This is a genomic window from Nitrobacter sp. TKz-YC01, from assembly GCF_047824785.1.
In the GTDB taxonomy this organism is placed as follows: domain Bacteria; phylum Pseudomonadota; class Alphaproteobacteria; order Rhizobiales; family Xanthobacteraceae; genus Nitrobacter.
Genome location: NZ_CP181167.1, coordinates 1,362,032 through 1,376,904, shown reverse-complemented (window position 1 = coordinate 1,376,904; position 14,873 = coordinate 1,362,032). Strand labels below are relative to the sequence as shown.

The window sequence follows — 14,873 nt, the reverse complement described above, 5'->3', positions numbered from 1 at the left end:
TGATTCTATCAGAAGCGGAAAAGCTCTAAAGCACGTCGAGACCGCTTGTCGCGGCGCTCGCGCACCCGTCTCAGGCGTTCGGCAGCGCGACGCCGAATTCGGCTTCGGTCCGGGCCCTGACCTCGTCGAGCGTAACGCCGTCGGCCAGTTCGATCAGCCTCATGCCCCCGTCGCCGTGCTTGTCGATGGTGAACACCGCAAGATCGGTCACGACCATATCAACAACCCGTTCGCCGGTCAGCGGCAGCGTGCATCGCCTGAGCAGCTTCGGCGCGTCCTTGGCGGAATGCTCCATCACGACGAGGACGCGCTTGACGCCGGCGACGAGATCCATCGCGCCGCCCATGCCCTTGACCATCTTGCCGGGGATCATCCAGTTGGCGAGATCGCCGTTCTGCGCCACCTGCATCGCCCCGAGGATCGAGAGGTCGATATGGCCGCCGCGCACCATGCCGAACGAGTCGGCCGACGAGAAATAGCTGGTGCTGGGCAATGCCGTGACGGTCTGCTTGCCCGCGTTGATAAGATCGGGATCCTCCTCGCCTTCATAAGGGAACGGACCCATGCCGAGCATGCCGTTCTCGCTCTGAAGCTGAACGTCGATATTGTCGGGTATGAAGTTCGACACCAGCGTCGGAATGCCGATTCCGAGGTTGACGTAATAGCCGTCGCGCAGTTCCTTGGCGGCGCGCGCCGCCATCTGCTCGCGGGTCCAGGCCATGAGACTCTCCTGTCACCTTGCTTCCCGGGATCATGCCGCCGCCGGGCGTGGACGGGTATTGCGGAACTCGATGTGCTTCCTGGCGCCGCCGACCTCGACGATGCGCTTGATGAAGATGCCGGGGGTGTGGACGTGATCGGGATCGATGTCGCCCGCAGGCACCAGATGCTCGACTTCCGCGACGGTCACCTTCGCGGCGGTCGCCATCATCGGGTTGAAGTTTCGCGCGGTCTTGCGATAGACCAGATTGCCGGCGGTGTCGCCCTTCCAGGCGTGGACGATGGCGAGATCGGCGAACAGCCCGCGCTCCATGAGGTACTTCTGGCCGTCGAACTCCTTCACCTCCTTGCCCTCGGCAATGAGCGTGCCGACGCCGGTCTTGGTGTAGAAGGCCGGAATGCCGGCGCCGCCCGCGCGAATGCGCTCGGCCAGCGTGCCCTGCGGATTGAATTCAAGCTCCAGATCGCCGGCGAGATACTGCTGGGCGAAAAGCTTGTTGTCACCGACATAGGACGAGATCATCTTCCTGATCTGCCGCGTTTCGAGCAGACGGCTCAATCCGATGCCATCGACGCCGGCATTGTTGGACACGAAGGTCAAATCCTTGACTCCCGAGTCGCGAATGGCCTCGGACAGCGTTTCCGGAATGCCGCACAGGCCGAATCCGCCGGACATGATCATCATGCCGTCCCTCAGAAGGCCATCGAGGGCCGATTTGGCGTCGGGATAGACCTTTTTCATGAGTTGCGACCCGCAAGGAGGAAGGCGCCGCTTATCGGCGCGGGCAGAATGAGAAGTAGTTAGGCAAAATACGCGCGGGGCGTCAATTGGAGGCTTAGCCGGTCCTGGCGACGCGAATTTGACAATCGCTGGCCACTGTGCGGCGATCCGGCTGCGAAGATCAAACTCGCCGTGGCGGCCCGCAAATGTGAAGATCGAACGATCGGCGGCCTTGAAAGCGTCAAGAAAACCAATCAAGTTGCGCGCGCCTCCGGACAGCGCCAGACCGGCGGGCGTCACCCCATCCCGGACATGTTTATTGACGATGGCCCAAGAACGATGGCCCAAGGGATGGCACAAGGAATGAAGCGCCTGGGAATATCGGTCGCGGCCATTCTGGGAGTTGCGGTGATCGGCCTGACGGGGCTGATCTCCATGTCCCGGCTGCTCGACCACAACGCCCTGCGAGACGCCGTCGAAACCCAGATCCGCACGGTGACGGGGCTCGACTTCGTCGCCGATGGCCGCATCGACGTCTCGGTTTTTCCCGGCAGCTATGTTTCCTTCCATGACGTCCGCATCAAGGGCGGCGACGCCGATGCGCCAGCGCTCAGCGTCGAGGCGCTGACCGCCAATCTGCGCCTGCTTCCGCTGCTCATGCAGCGGTTCCAGATCGCCGACGTCATGTTGCTCCACCCTCACATCCGCGTTAAGCGCGCTGCCGACGGCCGTAGCAACTGGACTCCCTTCATGGAAACGATTGCGCGGAACATGAAGCCCGGCGCCGACAGCCCGCTATCGTTCTCGGAAATCCGAATCCAGAATGGCGAACTCAGCTATGAAGACGGCGACGGCAGGATCTCCGAAAACCTCCGCGGCATCGACCTTTCTCTGGCGTGGCCCTCGATTTCCCGCTCGTTCGCCGCGACCGGACAATTCGACTGGCGCGGCGAGCGCGTCGACGGCAGCATCAGTCTCGGCGATTTTCTCGCGGCGCTATCGGGCGAACGGTCCGGCCTGAAGATCAAGGTCGCCAGTCCCCGGCTGAAGTTCGCATTTGACGGCACGGTCGCCAACCCTGTCAGCCTGATCATGGAAGGCACGCTTTCCGCCGACAGCGCTTCCTTGCGCGAGGCGCTGCGCTGGATCGGGCAGCCTCCTCCCGGCAACGGCGGATTCGATCGCTTCGCGCTCAAGGCGCGCGCCAGCGTGATCGGCTCGTCGGTCGCGCTCACCAACGTCAACATCGAAATCGACGGTAACGTCGCCGAAGGCGTCATGACCTACGCCAACAACGGACGGCAGACCCTGCAGGCTACGCTGGCTGCCGGCACGCTGGATTTCACGCCTTACGTCAAGACGATCCGGCTGCTCGCCAGCGGGGCCCGCGACTGGAACCGGCAACTGTTCGACCTGCACGCGCTGTCCGCCACTGACCTCGACATGCGGCTTTCGGCGGCGAAGGTCATCGTCGGATCCACCAGGCTGGGCAAAACCGCGTTCGGCGCCAACCTGCGCAACGGATCGCTGGCGCTCAGCATCGGCGAAGCGCAAATCTATGACGGCGTCGCGAAGGGATCGTTCGCCATCTCGCACGCCGAGGAAGCCGCCGATGTGAAGGCGCAGTTTCAGCTTATCGACGTCGATCTGCAAGCCTGTGTCAGCGATCTGTTCGGCACGGGCCGGCTCTCCGGACGCGGCAACCTGAATGTTTCGCTTGAGGCCAGGGGATCGAGTCCGTACGGACTGGCGCAATCGCTCGACGGCACAGCGGTTCTGACCGGTCACGACGGCGCCATCAGCGGATTCAATGTCGAGCAGTTGCTGAAGCGTCTGGAGCGGCGGCCACTCTCAGGCGGCGGCAGTTTCCGCAACGGAAAGACACCCTTCGACAAGCTGAATGTCGCCCTCAATTTCGACGACGGAGTCGCCGTCGCGACCGACGTGCGCGTCGAGGGGCCGGCAGCGCGCCTCACCCTGACCGGCACGGCCTCGGTGCCTTCGCGAGACTACGATCTCAAGGGCACCGCGAGCCTGACCTCCGCGGGGGCCGACAATTTCGAGTTGCCGTTCGTGGTGCAGGGACCGTGGGACGATCCGCTGGTCTTCCCCGATCCTGAAAGCCTGATACGGCGATCCAAGGCGTCGGCGCCGCTGCTCGATGCGGTCAGGGACCGCAAGGCTCGCGATGCGGTCCGTTCGGTGATCGAGCGTCTGACGGATCATAGGGCGGGTCCCAAGGCAGACCTGCCCGATGGCGCGAGCGGATCCGAGGCTCCGCATCCGAACTGACATTCCCCGCAAGCCCTTTGTCAATCCCAGGTCGTTCCTCGATCCGGCGCCTACAGAAGCGCGGCGCTTTCGCCCTGCCGGCTTGAGAGTTTCGAGGCCAGCGACGCGGCCACGATGACCACGGCGATCGATCCGATGATCAGCGTGCAGATCGCATTGATTTCAGGCTTCACGCCGAGACGCACCTCCGAATAAATCCGGATCGGCAGCGTCGTCGAGCCTGGACCCGTGGTGAAGCTCGCGATCACCACGTCGTCCATCGACAACGTAAAGGCAAGCATCCAGCCCGCGATGACCGACGGCAGAATCAGCGGCAACGTCACCTTGATGAACGCCAGGAAGGGATCGCAGCCGAGGTCCATCGCAGCCTCCTCCAGGCTTCGATCGAGCGAGCCGAGGCGCGACTGCACCACCACGGTAACGAAGCACATGGTCAGCGTGGTATGCGCGATCGTGACCGTCCAGAATCCGCGCTGCGCATCGACGGCAACGAACAGCAGCAGCAGGGACAGCCCGGTGATCACCTCGGGCATCACCAGCGGCGCGTACAGCATTCCCGAGAACAGGGTACGTCCATGGAAGGAGCCGGCGCGCGTCAGGGCGACCGCGGCCAGCGTTCCCAGAATGGTCGCCGCCGTAGCCGACATCGCGGCAACCCGCAGGCTCATCGCGAGCGCGGACAACATGGCCTCGTCGTTGAAGAATGCCACGTACCAGCGCAACGACCATCCGCCCCAGACCGTCACCAGCCGCGAGGCGTTGAACGAATAGATCACGAGAATGACGATAGGCAGGTACAGAAACGCCAGGCCGAGCGCGAGCGACGTAATGTTGAAAGGCGACAGTCTGGCGAGCGCCGGCCTTGCCATCACCGCGTCCCTTCCAACTGGCGGCGCTGCACGCGCTCATAAATCAGAAGCGGCGCCAGCAGCAGCACCAGCAGCACGACGGCGATCGCCGACGCTACCGGCCAATCGTGGTTGTTAAAGAACTCCAGCCACAGCGTCTGCCCGATCATCGGCGACGCCGACCCCGCGAGCAGATCCGGAATCACGAACTCGCCAACGATCGGAATGAAGCACAGCAGCGCGCCTGCGCCGACACCCGGCAGCGACAGCGGCACCGTCACCAGCCAGAACGTCGTCAGGCGCGAGCCGCCGAGGTCGGCGGAAGCCTCAAGAAGCGCGGGATCGATCTTCGCCAATGTCGCGTAGAGCGGCAGAATCATGAAAGGCAGGTAGGAATAGACCAGCCCGATATACATCGCGGCGTCGGTGGACAGCCACACGACGGGCGCGCTGACGAGGCGCAGCGCCATCAGAACGTCGTTCAGGATGCCGTCGTGCTGGAGAATATTGATCCACGCGTAAACGCGGATCAAGAACGAGGTCCAGAACGGCACGATCACCAGGATCATCGCAATCGGCTGCCAGCGTGCCGGCAGGCGCGACATGCCGTAAGCGATGGGATAGCCGATCGCGAGCAGGATCGACGTCGAGACCAGGGCAACGACAACGCTTCGCAGGTAGGACAGCACGTAAAAATGATCCGACGCAAGCAGCCTGAAGTTGTCGAGCGACAGCGCCGCAAAGGCCGCCTTGAGAGCGTCCACTCCCGCGGCCGGATCGAACACCGGCAGATAAGGCGGCTGCGCCATCACCGCGTGCGACAGGCTGATCTTCAGCACGAAGCCGAACGGCAGCAGGAAAAACAGCAGCATCCACAGAAACGGCGCAAGCGCCGCCTTGCGCGCGGGAGCGGCGAAAAGGCGTCGTCCGCTCATCGGTCAAGCACCATGCAGTCGTCCGGCGCGAAACACGCCGCCACGCGCTGCGCCATATCGAACGTTTCGGCCTCCCGCCGAACGGTGTTGGCGACCGATGCGTGCATCAGCGCTCCGTGATCGAGCCTGACCTGATAGCGGGTCTGGCCGCCAAGATAGCTGACGCCGGCAATGACGCCTTCCATGCGGTTGGTCCCGACAGCATCGCCCGCATCGGGCGCCGCCGCGCCGCTCGACAGGCGAATCTTTTCCGGGCGTATCGCAACGCAGACCCGATCCGTCGTCAGCGCCTGCAAGGGCGTCGCCGCCGTCACCCGTCCGGCGGCCTGCGTCGCGACCGTCATGCGGCCGCCGCCGCGCGACTCCACCTCGCCATCGATGATGTTGATTCCACCGACGAACTCGGCGATCCAGCGCGAATTCGGCGCCTCATAGAGCTGTCGCGGCGTCGCCACCTGTTGCAGACGCCCAGCATTCATGACCCCGATGCGATCCGCCATCATCATCGCCTCCTCCTGATCATGGGTGACGATGATGAAGGTCATGCCGAGCTGACGCTGCAGCCGCATCAATTCGGCTTGCGTGTTCTCGCGCAGCTTCTTGTCGAGCGCGGCCATCGGCTCATCGAGCAGCAACAGGCGCGGACGCCGGGCGAGCGCGCGCGCTAGCGCCACGCGCTGCCTCTGGCCGCCCGAGAGTTGCTCCGGCTTGCGTTTTTCCATGCCCTCGAGACTCACCAGCGCCAGCATCTCCGTGACCCGCGCTTCGATCTCGGCGCGCGGCAGGCCCGCCCGCCTCAGCCCGAACGCGATGTTGTCCCGCACGGACAGATGCGGAAACAGCGCGTAGTTCTGGAACATCATGTTGACCGGCCGCCGATGCGGCGGAACGCCGGATATGTCCTGACCGTCGAGAAGGATGCGCCCGCCATCAGGCGTCTCGAATCCTCCCAGCATCCGGAGCAGCGTGGTCTTGCCGCAGCCGCTCGGCCCCAGCAGCGCAAAAAACTCCCCCGTCCCGATGTCGAGCGACAGATGATCGACAGCGGTCACTTCGCCAAAGCGCCTGACGACCGCATCGACCCGCAACAAGAGCTTGCCGGCCGGCGCTATCGCTTCGGAACCCCGTCTCGCCTCGTCCGTCATTCCATCCCGTTTCGTTTCGCGATGAAGATTATAGCGTCTTCGATCGAAGCCATCATATCCATCGCGCGTTCTTGCGAATGTCGAAATCAAACAACCATCGGCAATACACGTTGCCGGCAGAACTTTGGATGCGGCATTCGGGCCCGGAGGCACCAATTCCTACTCAACACGCGTGGTTGAGATTGGTTGGCAAATGTGACCCGGATTGCCACAATCGATCTCTCATGATTAATGGCCACCGCCAAGGCATGATCCCAACCCCGAATGGCCGCGCCAGCGCAAAGCGAAACCGGTTTCGGACAGGATCATGCTCGATTGCGCCGCGGTGATCGGAAAACAGTCCGGATTGCAGATGGACAGGGTTGAGTGCGTGGTGGTGGGCGCAGGCGTGATCGGGCTTGCGGTCGCGCGACGGCTCGCGCGCGCCGGCCGCGAGGTGATCGTTCTCGAAGCTGCGGACAACATCGGAACGGAAACATCTTCGCGCAACAGCGAGGTGATACACGCCGGCATCTACTATCCCTCCGGCAGCCTGATGGCGCGGACCTGCGTCAGCGGCCGCCCGGCCCTCTACGCTTATTGCCGGGAGCACGGCATTCCGCATCGGATGCGCGGCAAGCTGATCGTCGCGACCACCGAAAGCGAGGTCGACAGGCTGCAAACCATCAGAGCACGAGCGCAGGCCAATGGCGTTGAAGACATCCGGTTCCTGAACGGCGGCGAGGCCCGCGCGCTTGAACCGGCGCTACGCTGCGTGGCGGCATTGCTGTCTCCCTCGACCGGCATCATCGACAGTCACGCCTTCATGCTGGCGTTGCGCGGTGACGCCGAGCGGGACGGCGCGGCGTTCGCATTTCTTACTCCCCTGTCGGGCGCCAGGGCGACGCCTCACGGGCTGGAAATCGAAACCGGCGGCGACGCGCCGATGACGCTCGCCTGTGATCTGCTGGTCAACGCCGCCGGACTTCATGCTCCGGCGGTGGCGCACCGTATCGAAGGCATGCCCGTGGACCGGATTCCACCGGCCTATCTCGCCAAGGGAAGCTATTTCGGTTGCAACGTCCGCGCGCCGTTTTCGCGCCTGATCTATCCGGTCCCCGAGCCCGGCGGCCTTGGCGTGCATCTCACGCTCGACCTCGCCGGCCAGCCTCGTTTCGGCCCCGACGTGGAATGGATCGAGACGCCGAACTATGACGTCGACCCGGAGCGCGCCGCCCGGTTCTACCCCGCGATCCGGCGCTACTGGCCCGCCCTGCCTGACGACAGCCTGATCCCCGCCTATTCCGGCATCCGGCCCAAAATCGTGCCGCCGGCGGTGGCGGTGCAGGACTTCATGATCCAGGGACCCGCGGACCACGGCCTGTCCGGGCTGATCAATCTGTTCGGAATTGAATCACCCGGCCTGACCGCGTCACTTGCGATCGCCGATCACGTCGCCTCTTTGGCTGAAACAGCAAACGTACCCGGCTGAAAGCAAACTCGCCCGCGAGCCGGCAGCAGTGAAGCGGCTGCGGACTCCGTAACCCCGTCAAGCGAATGGTTAAGAGTTTAGTGGACGGTCCCGGTCGCGGAGAATTTAAGTCTTTCGATCTCGTCCTTGAGCATCAATTTCCGGCGCTTCAGCTCGGCAATCCTCAGGTCGTCACTGGAAAGGTGCCTGAGAGCATCGTGCAATTCGCTTTCCAGAACTCGATGTTTCCGTTCCAGTTCAGCGAGATGCGCCTGAATTGCCATTCGAACCTCCTCGGTGAGATGAACCTCAGATTCGCCCCGAACCCTAAAGTCTACATGAACCAGAACGACTGTCGATGGGGACTGAAGGACCCGCCAATCATTTTTGCGGGATTCCAAAATCAACCGCTCGCATGGAACCCGCGACTTGCGCGCGGCGCGGGCAAGGAAGATAATTCGCGAAGTTGTTAGTCCAAACCTTCGCATCGCTCTTCGCGATTCAAGTCAGTACGTCATCATGGCCGACGAAGAAGATCGCGAACTCGGATCTGAGCTCGCCCGCCTGCAACAGGAACACCGCGACCTGGACGCCGCCATAGATGCGCTGCATCAATCGCCCGCGCCGGATCTGCTGCGGCTACAGCGGCTGAAGAAGCGCAAGCTGCAGTTGCGCGATCGCATCTCCTTCATCGAAGACCAGATCACGCCGGACATCATCGCCTGAACGCCGGACGTCGGCCTGCATTCCAACGACCCGCCCTGCGCCCGATGATGCGGGGCAAGGCATGCCCTCGGGTGACTTTTTCATGGTCTCGATCGTCGCGAGGCTTGCCGCCGTTCACCAAGAAAGGATAGTTCATGCCCGACCGCTTGCCTCGTCAAGGTGCCTTCCTGTAACCCCGATCAGTTTCGGCTTCTCGAAGAAACAAACAGAAAAATGACCGCCGTTGTCGCCATCATCATGGGAAGCCAGTCGGACTGGGAGACCATGCGTCACGCCGCGGAAACGCTGGCCGCGCTCGGCGTCACGAGCGAGAACCGGATCGTGTCCGCGCACCGTACTCCTGAAAGACTGTTTGCGTTCGCCAGCGGGGCCAAGGCCGAAGGGTTCAAGGTCATCATCGCCGGCGCGGGCGGCGCGGCGCATCTGCCCGGCATGACGGCGGCGCTGACGGAACTTCCGGTGCTGGGCGTGCCCGTGGAATCCAGGACGCTTGCCGGCGTCGATTCGCTCTATTCCATCGTCCAGATGCCGGCCGGCGTTCCGGTGGGGACGCTCGCGATCGGCAAGGCGGGCGCCATCAATGCGGCGCTGCTGGCGGCAAGCATGCTGGCGCTGAATGACCCGCCGCTCGCCAGCCGCCTCACGGCATGGCGCAAGCGGCAGACGGATGCGGTGGCCGAGCATCCGGAGGAATCAGCGTGACCGGCTCCCGGCGGCCGGCGCTCAAACCGGGCGACACCATCGGAATTCTCGGTGGCGGTCAGCTCGGCCGGATGCTGGTCCTGGCGGCCGCGCACCTCGGCCTCAAGTGTCAGGTGTTCTCGCCGGACCCGGACTCCCCGGCGTTCGACGTTGTGCAGAACGCCACCTGCGCCGAATACGCCGACGTCGAGGCGCTAGAACTGTTCGCAACCGACGTCGACGTGATCACCTATGAATTCGAGAACGTCCCGGCGGCGACCGCGATGGTGCTTGCCGCGCGCCGGCCGGTGCTGCCGGATCATCGGATCCTGGAAACGGTGCAGGACCGCCTGCTTGAAAAGAATTTCGTCACCGGCCTGGGTATCGGCACCGCCACCTATGCCGACGTGGCGTCAGCGCAGGGGCTTCGCGAGGCAATCAAGGTCATCGGCCTGCCCGCCGTAATCAAGACCCGACGGTTCGGCTACGACGGCAAGGGACAGGCCATCATCCGCGCCGGCGACGACCTTGATCAGGTATGGGACGATCTCTGCACCAAGTCGGCGGTCGTGGAGGCCTTCGTGCCGTTCGAGCGCGAGATTTCCGTGATTGCCGCGCGCGGCGCCGATGGCCGTGTCGAATGTTTCGACGTGACCGAGAACGAGCATCGCGATCACATCCTGAAATATTCACGCGCGCCGGCCGCAATTCCCGACGCGCTCGCCGCGCAGGCCCGCGACATGGCCGGGAAAATTGCTGTCGCGCTCGACTATATCGGCGTGCTGGCCGTGGAGATGTTCGTGGTGCCCGGCGAAAGCGGGCCGGCGCTCCTCGTCAACGAGATCGCGCCGCGAGTCCACAACTCCGGCCATTGGACCCTGGACGGCGCCTCGGTCTCGCAGTTCGAGCAGCATATTCGCGCGGTCGCCGGCTGGCCACTCGGCAAGCCGGTGCGGCAGGGCAGCGCCGTCATGACGAACCTGATCGGCAAGGACGTCCTCGATTACCGGAAGTGGCTCACCGTGCCCGGCGCAGCCGTTCATATCTACGGCAAGGGCCCGCCCCTCCCCGGTCGCAAGATGGGGCATGTAACCGAGGTGCAGGTCACGGACGCCAAGGGCCGCGACTGATAACGGCGCTACTGATAACCGCGCTGACGCCGAAAGCGCATCTGGCCTGAGAAACATTCTTCATTGGGAAAGGATTGCCGGACCGGGCCCGGCAATCTTCTCGTCTGTAACGCTTGTAACGCTACTTCTTCCCCGCGACGACGCCTTCCGGCTCACTGCTGAGTCCGCGATAGACAACGCCGCCGATAACACCGCCGATCAGTGGCGCCACCCAGAACAGCCAGAGCTGCTCCAGAGCCCAGCCGCCGACAAAAAGCGCCGGACCGGTGCTGCGCGCCGGATTCACCGACGTGTTGGTGACGGGAATGCTGACAAGATGGATCATCACCAGCGCGAGACCGATCGCCAGCGGCGCGAAACCAGCCGGAGCCTTGCCGTGGGTCGATCCCATGATGACGAACAGGAACATGGCCGTCATCACCACCTCGGTGATGAAACCCACCGTGAGGTTGTAGTGACCGGGCGAGTGCTCACCGAAGCCGTTTGATGCGAAACCCTTGGCGACATCGAAGCCCGCCGCCCCGCTGGCGATCACATAGAGCAGCGCGGCGGCGGCGATCGCCCCGATCACCTGCGCGATGATGTAAGGAACCACCTGCAACGCCGGGAACCGGCCGCCCGCGGTCAGGCCGAGGGTGACCGCCGGATTGAGATGACACCCCGAAATATGCCCGATTGCATAGGCCATGGTGACAACGCTCAGGCCGAAGGTCAAAGCCACGCCCAGCAGCCCGATGCCAACCTCGGGAAACGCCGCCGCGATGACGGCGCTGCCGCATCCCATAAAAGTCAGCCAAAAAGTGCCAATCAGTTCGGCCGCGTATTTCCTGACGTCCATGACACGTCTTCCTTTGTTGAAGAATCAACCACCCCGAGCAGGCTTATAAAACCCCTATGTGAGGCGTTGCTGAACCCCAATCATGCATTTTTGGGGAAATTCCACCCGAATTTCGGCGTCTTCGGCGAACCAAACTATCGTCCAACATTGGACATCCGCGCCTTTAACTGATATATGGGCGGCCTTGACGCTGAGGGCTTCGCTTGTCGGCCCTTCGCTGTCTGACAAATCTCACACTGTTTAACTGAAAAGAGGATGCCGCGTGCAGGTTCTCGTTCGCGATAATAATGTCGATCAAGCCCTCAAGGCGCTGAAGAAGAAGATGCAGCGTGAGGGAATTTTCCGCGAAATGAAGCTCCGCGGCCATTACGAAAAGCCCTCCGAGAAGAAAGCGCGCGAAAAGGCCGAGGCCGTGCGCCGCGCCCGCAAGCTTGCGCGCAAGAAGATGCAGCGCGAGGGCCTGCTGCCGATGAAACCGAAGCCGGTGTTTGGCGCCGGAGCCGGCCGGGGCGGTCCAGCCGCCGGTCCGCGTGGACCGCGCTGAGCCCTCACGCGCCCTCTCGACAATCACTTGCACTCAACGTGAGTTAAGCGCGGACTTCACGCCCGCGCTATAGCTGCGGCGTCCTGATAGACACTCGCGACTACAGCTTTCCGCGCTTCCGATGGAGTCAGGGGCGAGCGAGGCGTCACGATCTTGATTGACGCCGCTTCCACGCGATCCGGCCCATTCTCGGATCGAGCCCGAGGACATGCTTCACGCGAAAAGACGAGTTTCGATCGAAAACACCTCGCTCGAAAACACTATGGCGTGGTCAGATCCGCACCGGCCGCGGCATCGGAGAAAGCTATCCATAGCGCTTTCGAGCGAAGTGGCATCCCCGATTCGCGTGAAGAAAACGCGTCACTTCGGGCCGGGATCATGCCCTGGCGCGCTTACCGGCGCTCTTTTTTGTTTTCTTCGCCTTTGGCGTCTTCGCTTTTACCGTCTTCGCCGTTGTCTTCTTTTTGGTCGTTGTCTTCTTTTTGACGGCGGATTTCTTTTTGACCGTCTTCCTGGCGGCGAGGAAAACACCGACTTTCTTCGCGGAGCGTCCAACCTCCCCGACCGCAGTGCGAAGCCTTGCCGGCGTCACCTTGAACTTCTTCGCCCAGTATCTGACCTCATAGGGCTGGGTCAACGCGATCAGCGCCCGGTCGTTGGTCGCGCGCTTTTGCAGCTTGAGATAGCCTTCGACTGTCTTGGCGGCACGACCGACAGCCTTGACCGCGGCCTTTAGTTTCGACGGCGTGACCTTGAATTTCCTGGACCAGTAACGAACCTCGTAAGCCTCACGCAGCGCGATCAAGCGACCGTCGCTTCCGCCGCGCTTCGCCTTGTCATCCGCCATATCGGCCTCCGCTGTTGAACTTCCGTCGCGTTACATCCCCTTGACGATATTCTCCGTCATCTTCTTGGCGTCGCCAAGCAGCATCATGGTGTTATCCCGATAGAACAGTGGATTATCGATGCCGGCATAACCCGATGCCAGCGAACGCTTGATGAACATCACCGTGCCGGCCTTCCAGACCTGCAACACCGGCATGCCATAAATCGGCGAGGACTTGTCGTCCTCCGCCGCGGGGTTGGTGACGTCGTTGGCGCCGATGACGAATGCCACGTCGGCCTGAGCGAACTCCGAGTTGATATCCTCAAGCTCAAAAACTTCGTCGTATGGCACGTTGGCTTCCGCCAGCAGCACATTCATATGGCCGGGCATTCGGCCCGCGACCGGATGGATCGCGTATTTAACCTCGACGCCTTCCTTCTTCAGCGAGTCCGCCAGTTCGCGCAGCGCGTGCTGCGCCTGCGCGACCGCCATGCCGTAGCCCGGCACGATGATGACCTTCGAGGCATTCTTCATGATGAAAGCGGCGTCGTCCGCCGAGCCGAGTTTCGCCGGCTTCTGCTCGCCGCCCGCGCCGCCCGCCGCCGCCGTCTCGCCGCCGAAGCCGCCGAGGATCACCGAGATGAACGACCGGTTCATGGCGTGGCACATGATGTAGGACAGGATCGCGCCGGAGGAGCCGACCAGCGCACCCGTGATGATCAGCGCCGAGTTGCCGAGCGTGAAACCGATGCCGGCCGCCGCCCAGCCGGAATAGGAGTTCAGCATCGAGATCACGACCGGCATGTCGGCGCCGCCGATCGGAATGATCAGCAGTACGCCGATCACCAGCGCTAAAATGGTGATCAGCCAGAAATCGAGCGCGCTGCCCGACACCACCAGCCCGTACATGAAGAAGACCAGGGCGAGAGCGAGCGCGATGTTGATGATGTGACGCGCGGGAAGGATGATCGGCGCGCCGCTCATCCGGCCGGACAGTTTGAGGAATGCGATCACCGAGCCTGTGAACGTCAGCGCGCCGATGGCGACGCCGAGCGACATCTCGACCAGACTCTGCGCATGGATGTTGCCGGGCGTTCCGATCTCGAAGGCCTCGGGCGCATAGAACGCGCCGGCAGCCACCAGCACCGCCGCCATGCCGACCAGCGAGTGAAACGCCGCCACCAGTTCCGGCATCGACGTCATCGGCACCCGGCGCGCGATCACCGCGCCAATGCCGCCGCCGATCGCAACGCCGAGGATCACCAGAACCCACGCCACGGCATCAGCGGGCGGATGCGCCGCGAGCGTGGTCGCGACCGCGATCGCCATGCCGCCCATGCCGAGGAAATTACCCCGGCGGCTCGACGCCGGACTCGACAGCCCGCGCAGCGACAGGATGAACAAGACACCTGCGACGAGGTAAAGCAGCGCGGCAAGATCGGCATTCATGGCGGAGCCCCGGCGTCTCGTCCCGAACGCGGCGCAGCGCGAAGCGATGCGGCGCGGAATCGGGACCGTCCCAAACTATGGCGATCCCGGAGCGGCGATGCAGCACGGCGCGCCGCCTCGCATCCGGGACACTGGAAGTAACCCTGCATGGAAAAATCTACTTCTGCTTCTTCTTGTACATCGCCAGCATTCGCTGGGTGACGAGAAAACCGCCGAAGATATTCACACAGGCGAAAACCAGGGCGACGAATCCGAAGGCCCGCGCCCAGCCCGAACCTTCCGTAATCATGCCGACGCCGACGGCGAGCAGCGCGCCGACCACGATCACCGACGAAATCGCATTGGTGACCGACATCAGCGGAGTATGCAGCGCTGGTGTCACGGACCACACCACGAAATAGCCGACGAAGACGGCCAGAACGAAAATCGACAGCCGAAAAACAAAGGGATCGACGGCCTGCACGACATGTTCCATGGACGCATTCCTATTCGTCGTTTCCGGGCGTGCGAAAGGCGTGAGCGGCAGATCCGGAAATCAACGCGCACGTCGCGCTGTCCGGAATAATCC

Annotated in this window: 16 protein-coding genes; 6 read left to right on the top strand and 10 right to left on the bottom strand. The window is 63.1% G+C overall.

Annotated features, from left to right (window positions below; all coding sequences use genetic code 11):
• Positions 1-70: 70 nt before the first annotated feature.
• Both ACMYR2_RS06525 and ACMYR2_RS06520 read right to left on the bottom strand, forming a co-directional pair.
• Entirely contained in the window at positions 71-721 is a 651-nt protein-coding gene (locus ACMYR2_RS06525; protein WP_347263043.1) for a CoA transferase subunit B, read from the bottom strand.
• Positions 722-751: 30 nt separating this feature from the next.
• Complete coding sequence (locus ACMYR2_RS06520; protein WP_416193883.1) at positions 752-1,462, bottom strand: CoA transferase subunit A; 711 nt, start codon at positions 1,460-1,462, stop codon at positions 752-754.
• A 330-nt stretch (positions 1,463-1,792) separates the two neighbouring features.
• On the opposite strand from ACMYR2_RS06520, the gene ACMYR2_RS06515 reads away from it, so the two are divergent.
• Complete coding sequence (locus ACMYR2_RS06515; RefSeq protein ID WP_347263041.1) at positions 1,793-3,733, top strand: AsmA family protein; 1,941 nt, start codon at positions 1,793-1,795, stop codon at positions 3,731-3,733.
• Positions 3,734-3,783: 50 nt separating this feature from the next.
• On the opposite strand, the gene ACMYR2_RS06510 is transcribed toward ACMYR2_RS06515, so the two are convergent.
• Genes ACMYR2_RS06510 through ACMYR2_RS06500 form a run of 3 tightly spaced genes read right to left on the bottom strand, consistent with a single transcriptional unit; the run spans position 3,784 to position 6,661 of the window.
• Positions 3,784-4,602 carry an ABC transporter permease subunit gene (locus ACMYR2_RS06510; protein ID WP_347263040.1) on the bottom strand — a complete coding sequence of 273 codons (819 nt, stop codon included), beginning with the start codon at positions 4,600-4,602 and terminating at the stop codon, positions 3,784-3,786.
• Positions 4,602-5,516 (bottom strand): ABC transporter permease, encoded by a 915-nt coding sequence (locus ACMYR2_RS06505; protein ID WP_347263039.1) that lies wholly within the window; start codon positions 5,514-5,516, stop codon positions 4,602-4,604. The genes ACMYR2_RS06510 and ACMYR2_RS06505 overlap by 1 nt, the downstream gene beginning before the upstream one ends.
• Positions 5,513-6,661 carry an ABC transporter ATP-binding protein gene (locus ACMYR2_RS06500; protein ID WP_347263038.1) on the bottom strand — a complete coding sequence of 383 codons (1,149 nt, stop codon included), beginning with the start codon at positions 6,659-6,661 and terminating at the stop codon, positions 5,513-5,515. Before ACMYR2_RS06500 ends, ACMYR2_RS06505 begins: the two co-directional genes overlap by 4 nt.
• 352 nt (positions 6,662-7,013) lie before the next feature.
• Between ACMYR2_RS06500 and ACMYR2_RS06495 the strand changes: the two genes are divergently transcribed.
• Positions 7,014-8,132: an NAD(P)/FAD-dependent oxidoreductase gene (locus tag ACMYR2_RS06495; RefSeq protein WP_347263047.1), complete on the top strand. Its 1,119-nt coding sequence runs from the start codon at positions 7,014-7,016 to the stop codon at positions 8,130-8,132.
• A 77-nt stretch (positions 8,133-8,209) separates the two neighbouring features.
• On the opposite strand, the gene ACMYR2_RS06490 is transcribed toward ACMYR2_RS06495, so the two are convergent.
• The gene (locus ACMYR2_RS06490; RefSeq protein WP_347263037.1) at positions 8,210-8,395 is read right to left on the bottom strand and encodes a YdcH family protein; all 186 of its coding nucleotides are present in this window, start codon (positions 8,393-8,395) and stop codon (positions 8,210-8,212) included.
• A gap of 235 nt (positions 8,396-8,630) precedes the next feature.
• Here ACMYR2_RS06490 and ACMYR2_RS06485 point away from each other — a divergent pair, with 235 nt between their 5' ends.
• From ACMYR2_RS06485 to ACMYR2_RS06475, 3 genes are all read left to right on the top strand, one after another.
• Positions 8,631-8,837 carry a YdcH family protein gene (locus ACMYR2_RS06485; RefSeq protein ID WP_141384101.1) on the top strand — a complete coding sequence of 69 codons (207 nt, stop codon included), beginning with the start codon at positions 8,631-8,633 and terminating at the stop codon, positions 8,835-8,837.
• Positions 8,838-9,050: 213 nt separating this feature from the next.
• On the top strand, positions 9,051-9,539 hold the full coding sequence (gene purE, locus ACMYR2_RS06480) for a 5-(carboxyamino)imidazole ribonucleotide mutase (RefSeq protein WP_347263036.1): 489 nt from the start codon (positions 9,051-9,053) through the stop codon (positions 9,537-9,539).
• The gene (locus ACMYR2_RS06475; protein ID WP_347263035.1) at positions 9,536-10,648 is read left to right on the top strand and encodes a 5-(carboxyamino)imidazole ribonucleotide synthase; all 1,113 of its coding nucleotides are present in this window, start codon (positions 9,536-9,538) and stop codon (positions 10,646-10,648) included. The genes purE and ACMYR2_RS06475 overlap by 4 nt, the downstream gene beginning before the upstream one ends.
• Positions 10,649-10,769: 121 nt before the next feature.
• Here the strand turns inward: ACMYR2_RS06475 and aqpZ are convergent, their stop codons facing one another.
• The gene (aqpZ, locus tag ACMYR2_RS06470) at positions 10,770-11,486 is read right to left on the bottom strand and encodes an aquaporin Z (RefSeq protein ID WP_347263034.1); all 717 of its coding nucleotides are present in this window, start codon (positions 11,484-11,486) and stop codon (positions 10,770-10,772) included.
• 262 nt (positions 11,487-11,748) lie between these two features.
• Between aqpZ and rpsU the strand changes: the two genes are divergently transcribed.
• On the top strand, positions 11,749-12,030 hold the full coding sequence (rpsU, locus tag ACMYR2_RS06465; RefSeq protein ID WP_347263033.1) for a 30S ribosomal protein S21: 282 nt from the start codon (positions 11,749-11,751) through the stop codon (positions 12,028-12,030).
• Positions 12,031-12,406: 376 nt separating this feature from the next.
• On the opposite strand, the gene ACMYR2_RS06460 is transcribed toward rpsU, so the two are convergent.
• The 3 genes from ACMYR2_RS06460 to ACMYR2_RS06450 form a co-directional block, all read right to left on the bottom strand.
• Entirely contained in the window at positions 12,407-12,877 is a 471-nt protein-coding gene (locus tag ACMYR2_RS06460) for a DUF3606 domain-containing protein (RefSeq protein ID WP_347263032.1), read from the bottom strand.
• A gap of 30 nt (positions 12,878-12,907) precedes the next feature.
• Positions 12,908-14,305 (bottom strand): NAD(P)(+) transhydrogenase (Re/Si-specific) subunit beta, encoded by a 1,398-nt coding sequence (locus tag ACMYR2_RS06455; RefSeq protein ID WP_347263031.1) that lies wholly within the window; start codon positions 14,303-14,305, stop codon positions 12,908-12,910.
• Between the two features lie 157 nt (positions 14,306-14,462).
• Positions 14,463-14,780, bottom strand: a complete 318-nt coding sequence (locus ACMYR2_RS06450) for a proton-translocating transhydrogenase family protein (RefSeq protein ID WP_141384083.1) — start codon at positions 14,778-14,780, stop codon at positions 14,463-14,465.
• Between the last annotated feature and the right edge of the window lie 93 nt (positions 14,781-14,873).

Coding starts and splice junctions, on each gene's coding strand:
- ACMYR2_RS06525 (WP_347263043.1), bottom strand. CDS start 721: ATGGCCTGGACCCGCGAGCAGATGGCGGCGCGCGCCGCCAAGGAACTG.
- ACMYR2_RS06520 (WP_416193883.1), bottom strand. CDS start 1,462: ATGAAAAAGGTCTATCCCGACGCCAAATCGGCCCTCGATGGCCTTCTG.
- ACMYR2_RS06515 (WP_347263041.1), top strand. CDS start 1,793: ATGGCACAAGGAATGAAGCGCCTGGGAATATCGGTCGCGGCCATTCTG.
- ACMYR2_RS06510 (WP_347263040.1), bottom strand. CDS start 4,602: ATGGCAAGGCCGGCGCTCGCCAGACTGTCGCCTTTCAACATTACGTCG.
- ACMYR2_RS06505 (WP_347263039.1), bottom strand. CDS start 5,516: ATGAGCGGACGACGCCTTTTCGCCGCTCCCGCGCGCAAGGCGGCGCTT.
- ACMYR2_RS06500 (WP_347263038.1), bottom strand. CDS start 6,661: ATGACGGACGAGGCGAGACGGGGTTCCGAAGCGATAGCGCCGGCCGGC.
- ACMYR2_RS06495 (WP_347263047.1), top strand. CDS start 7,014: ATGGACAGGGTTGAGTGCGTGGTGGTGGGCGCAGGCGTGATCGGGCTT.
- ACMYR2_RS06490 (WP_347263037.1), bottom strand. CDS start 8,395: ATGGCAATTCAGGCGCATCTCGCTGAACTGGAACGGAAACATCGAGTT.
- ACMYR2_RS06485 (WP_141384101.1), top strand. CDS start 8,631: ATGGCCGACGAAGAAGATCGCGAACTCGGATCTGAGCTCGCCCGCCTG.
- purE (WP_347263036.1), top strand. CDS start 9,051: ATGACCGCCGTTGTCGCCATCATCATGGGAAGCCAGTCGGACTGGGAG.
- aqpZ (WP_347263034.1), bottom strand. CDS start 11,486: ATGGACGTCAGGAAATACGCGGCCGAACTGATTGGCACTTTTTGGCTG.
- ACMYR2_RS06460 (WP_347263032.1), bottom strand. CDS start 12,877: ATGGCGGATGACAAGGCGAAGCGCGGCGGAAGCGACGGTCGCTTGATC.
- ACMYR2_RS06455 (WP_347263031.1), bottom strand. CDS start 14,305: ATGAATGCCGATCTTGCCGCGCTGCTTTACCTCGTCGCAGGTGTCTTG.
- ACMYR2_RS06450 (WP_141384083.1), bottom strand. CDS start 14,780: ATGGAACATGTCGTGCAGGCCGTCGATCCCTTTGTTTTTCGGCTGTCG.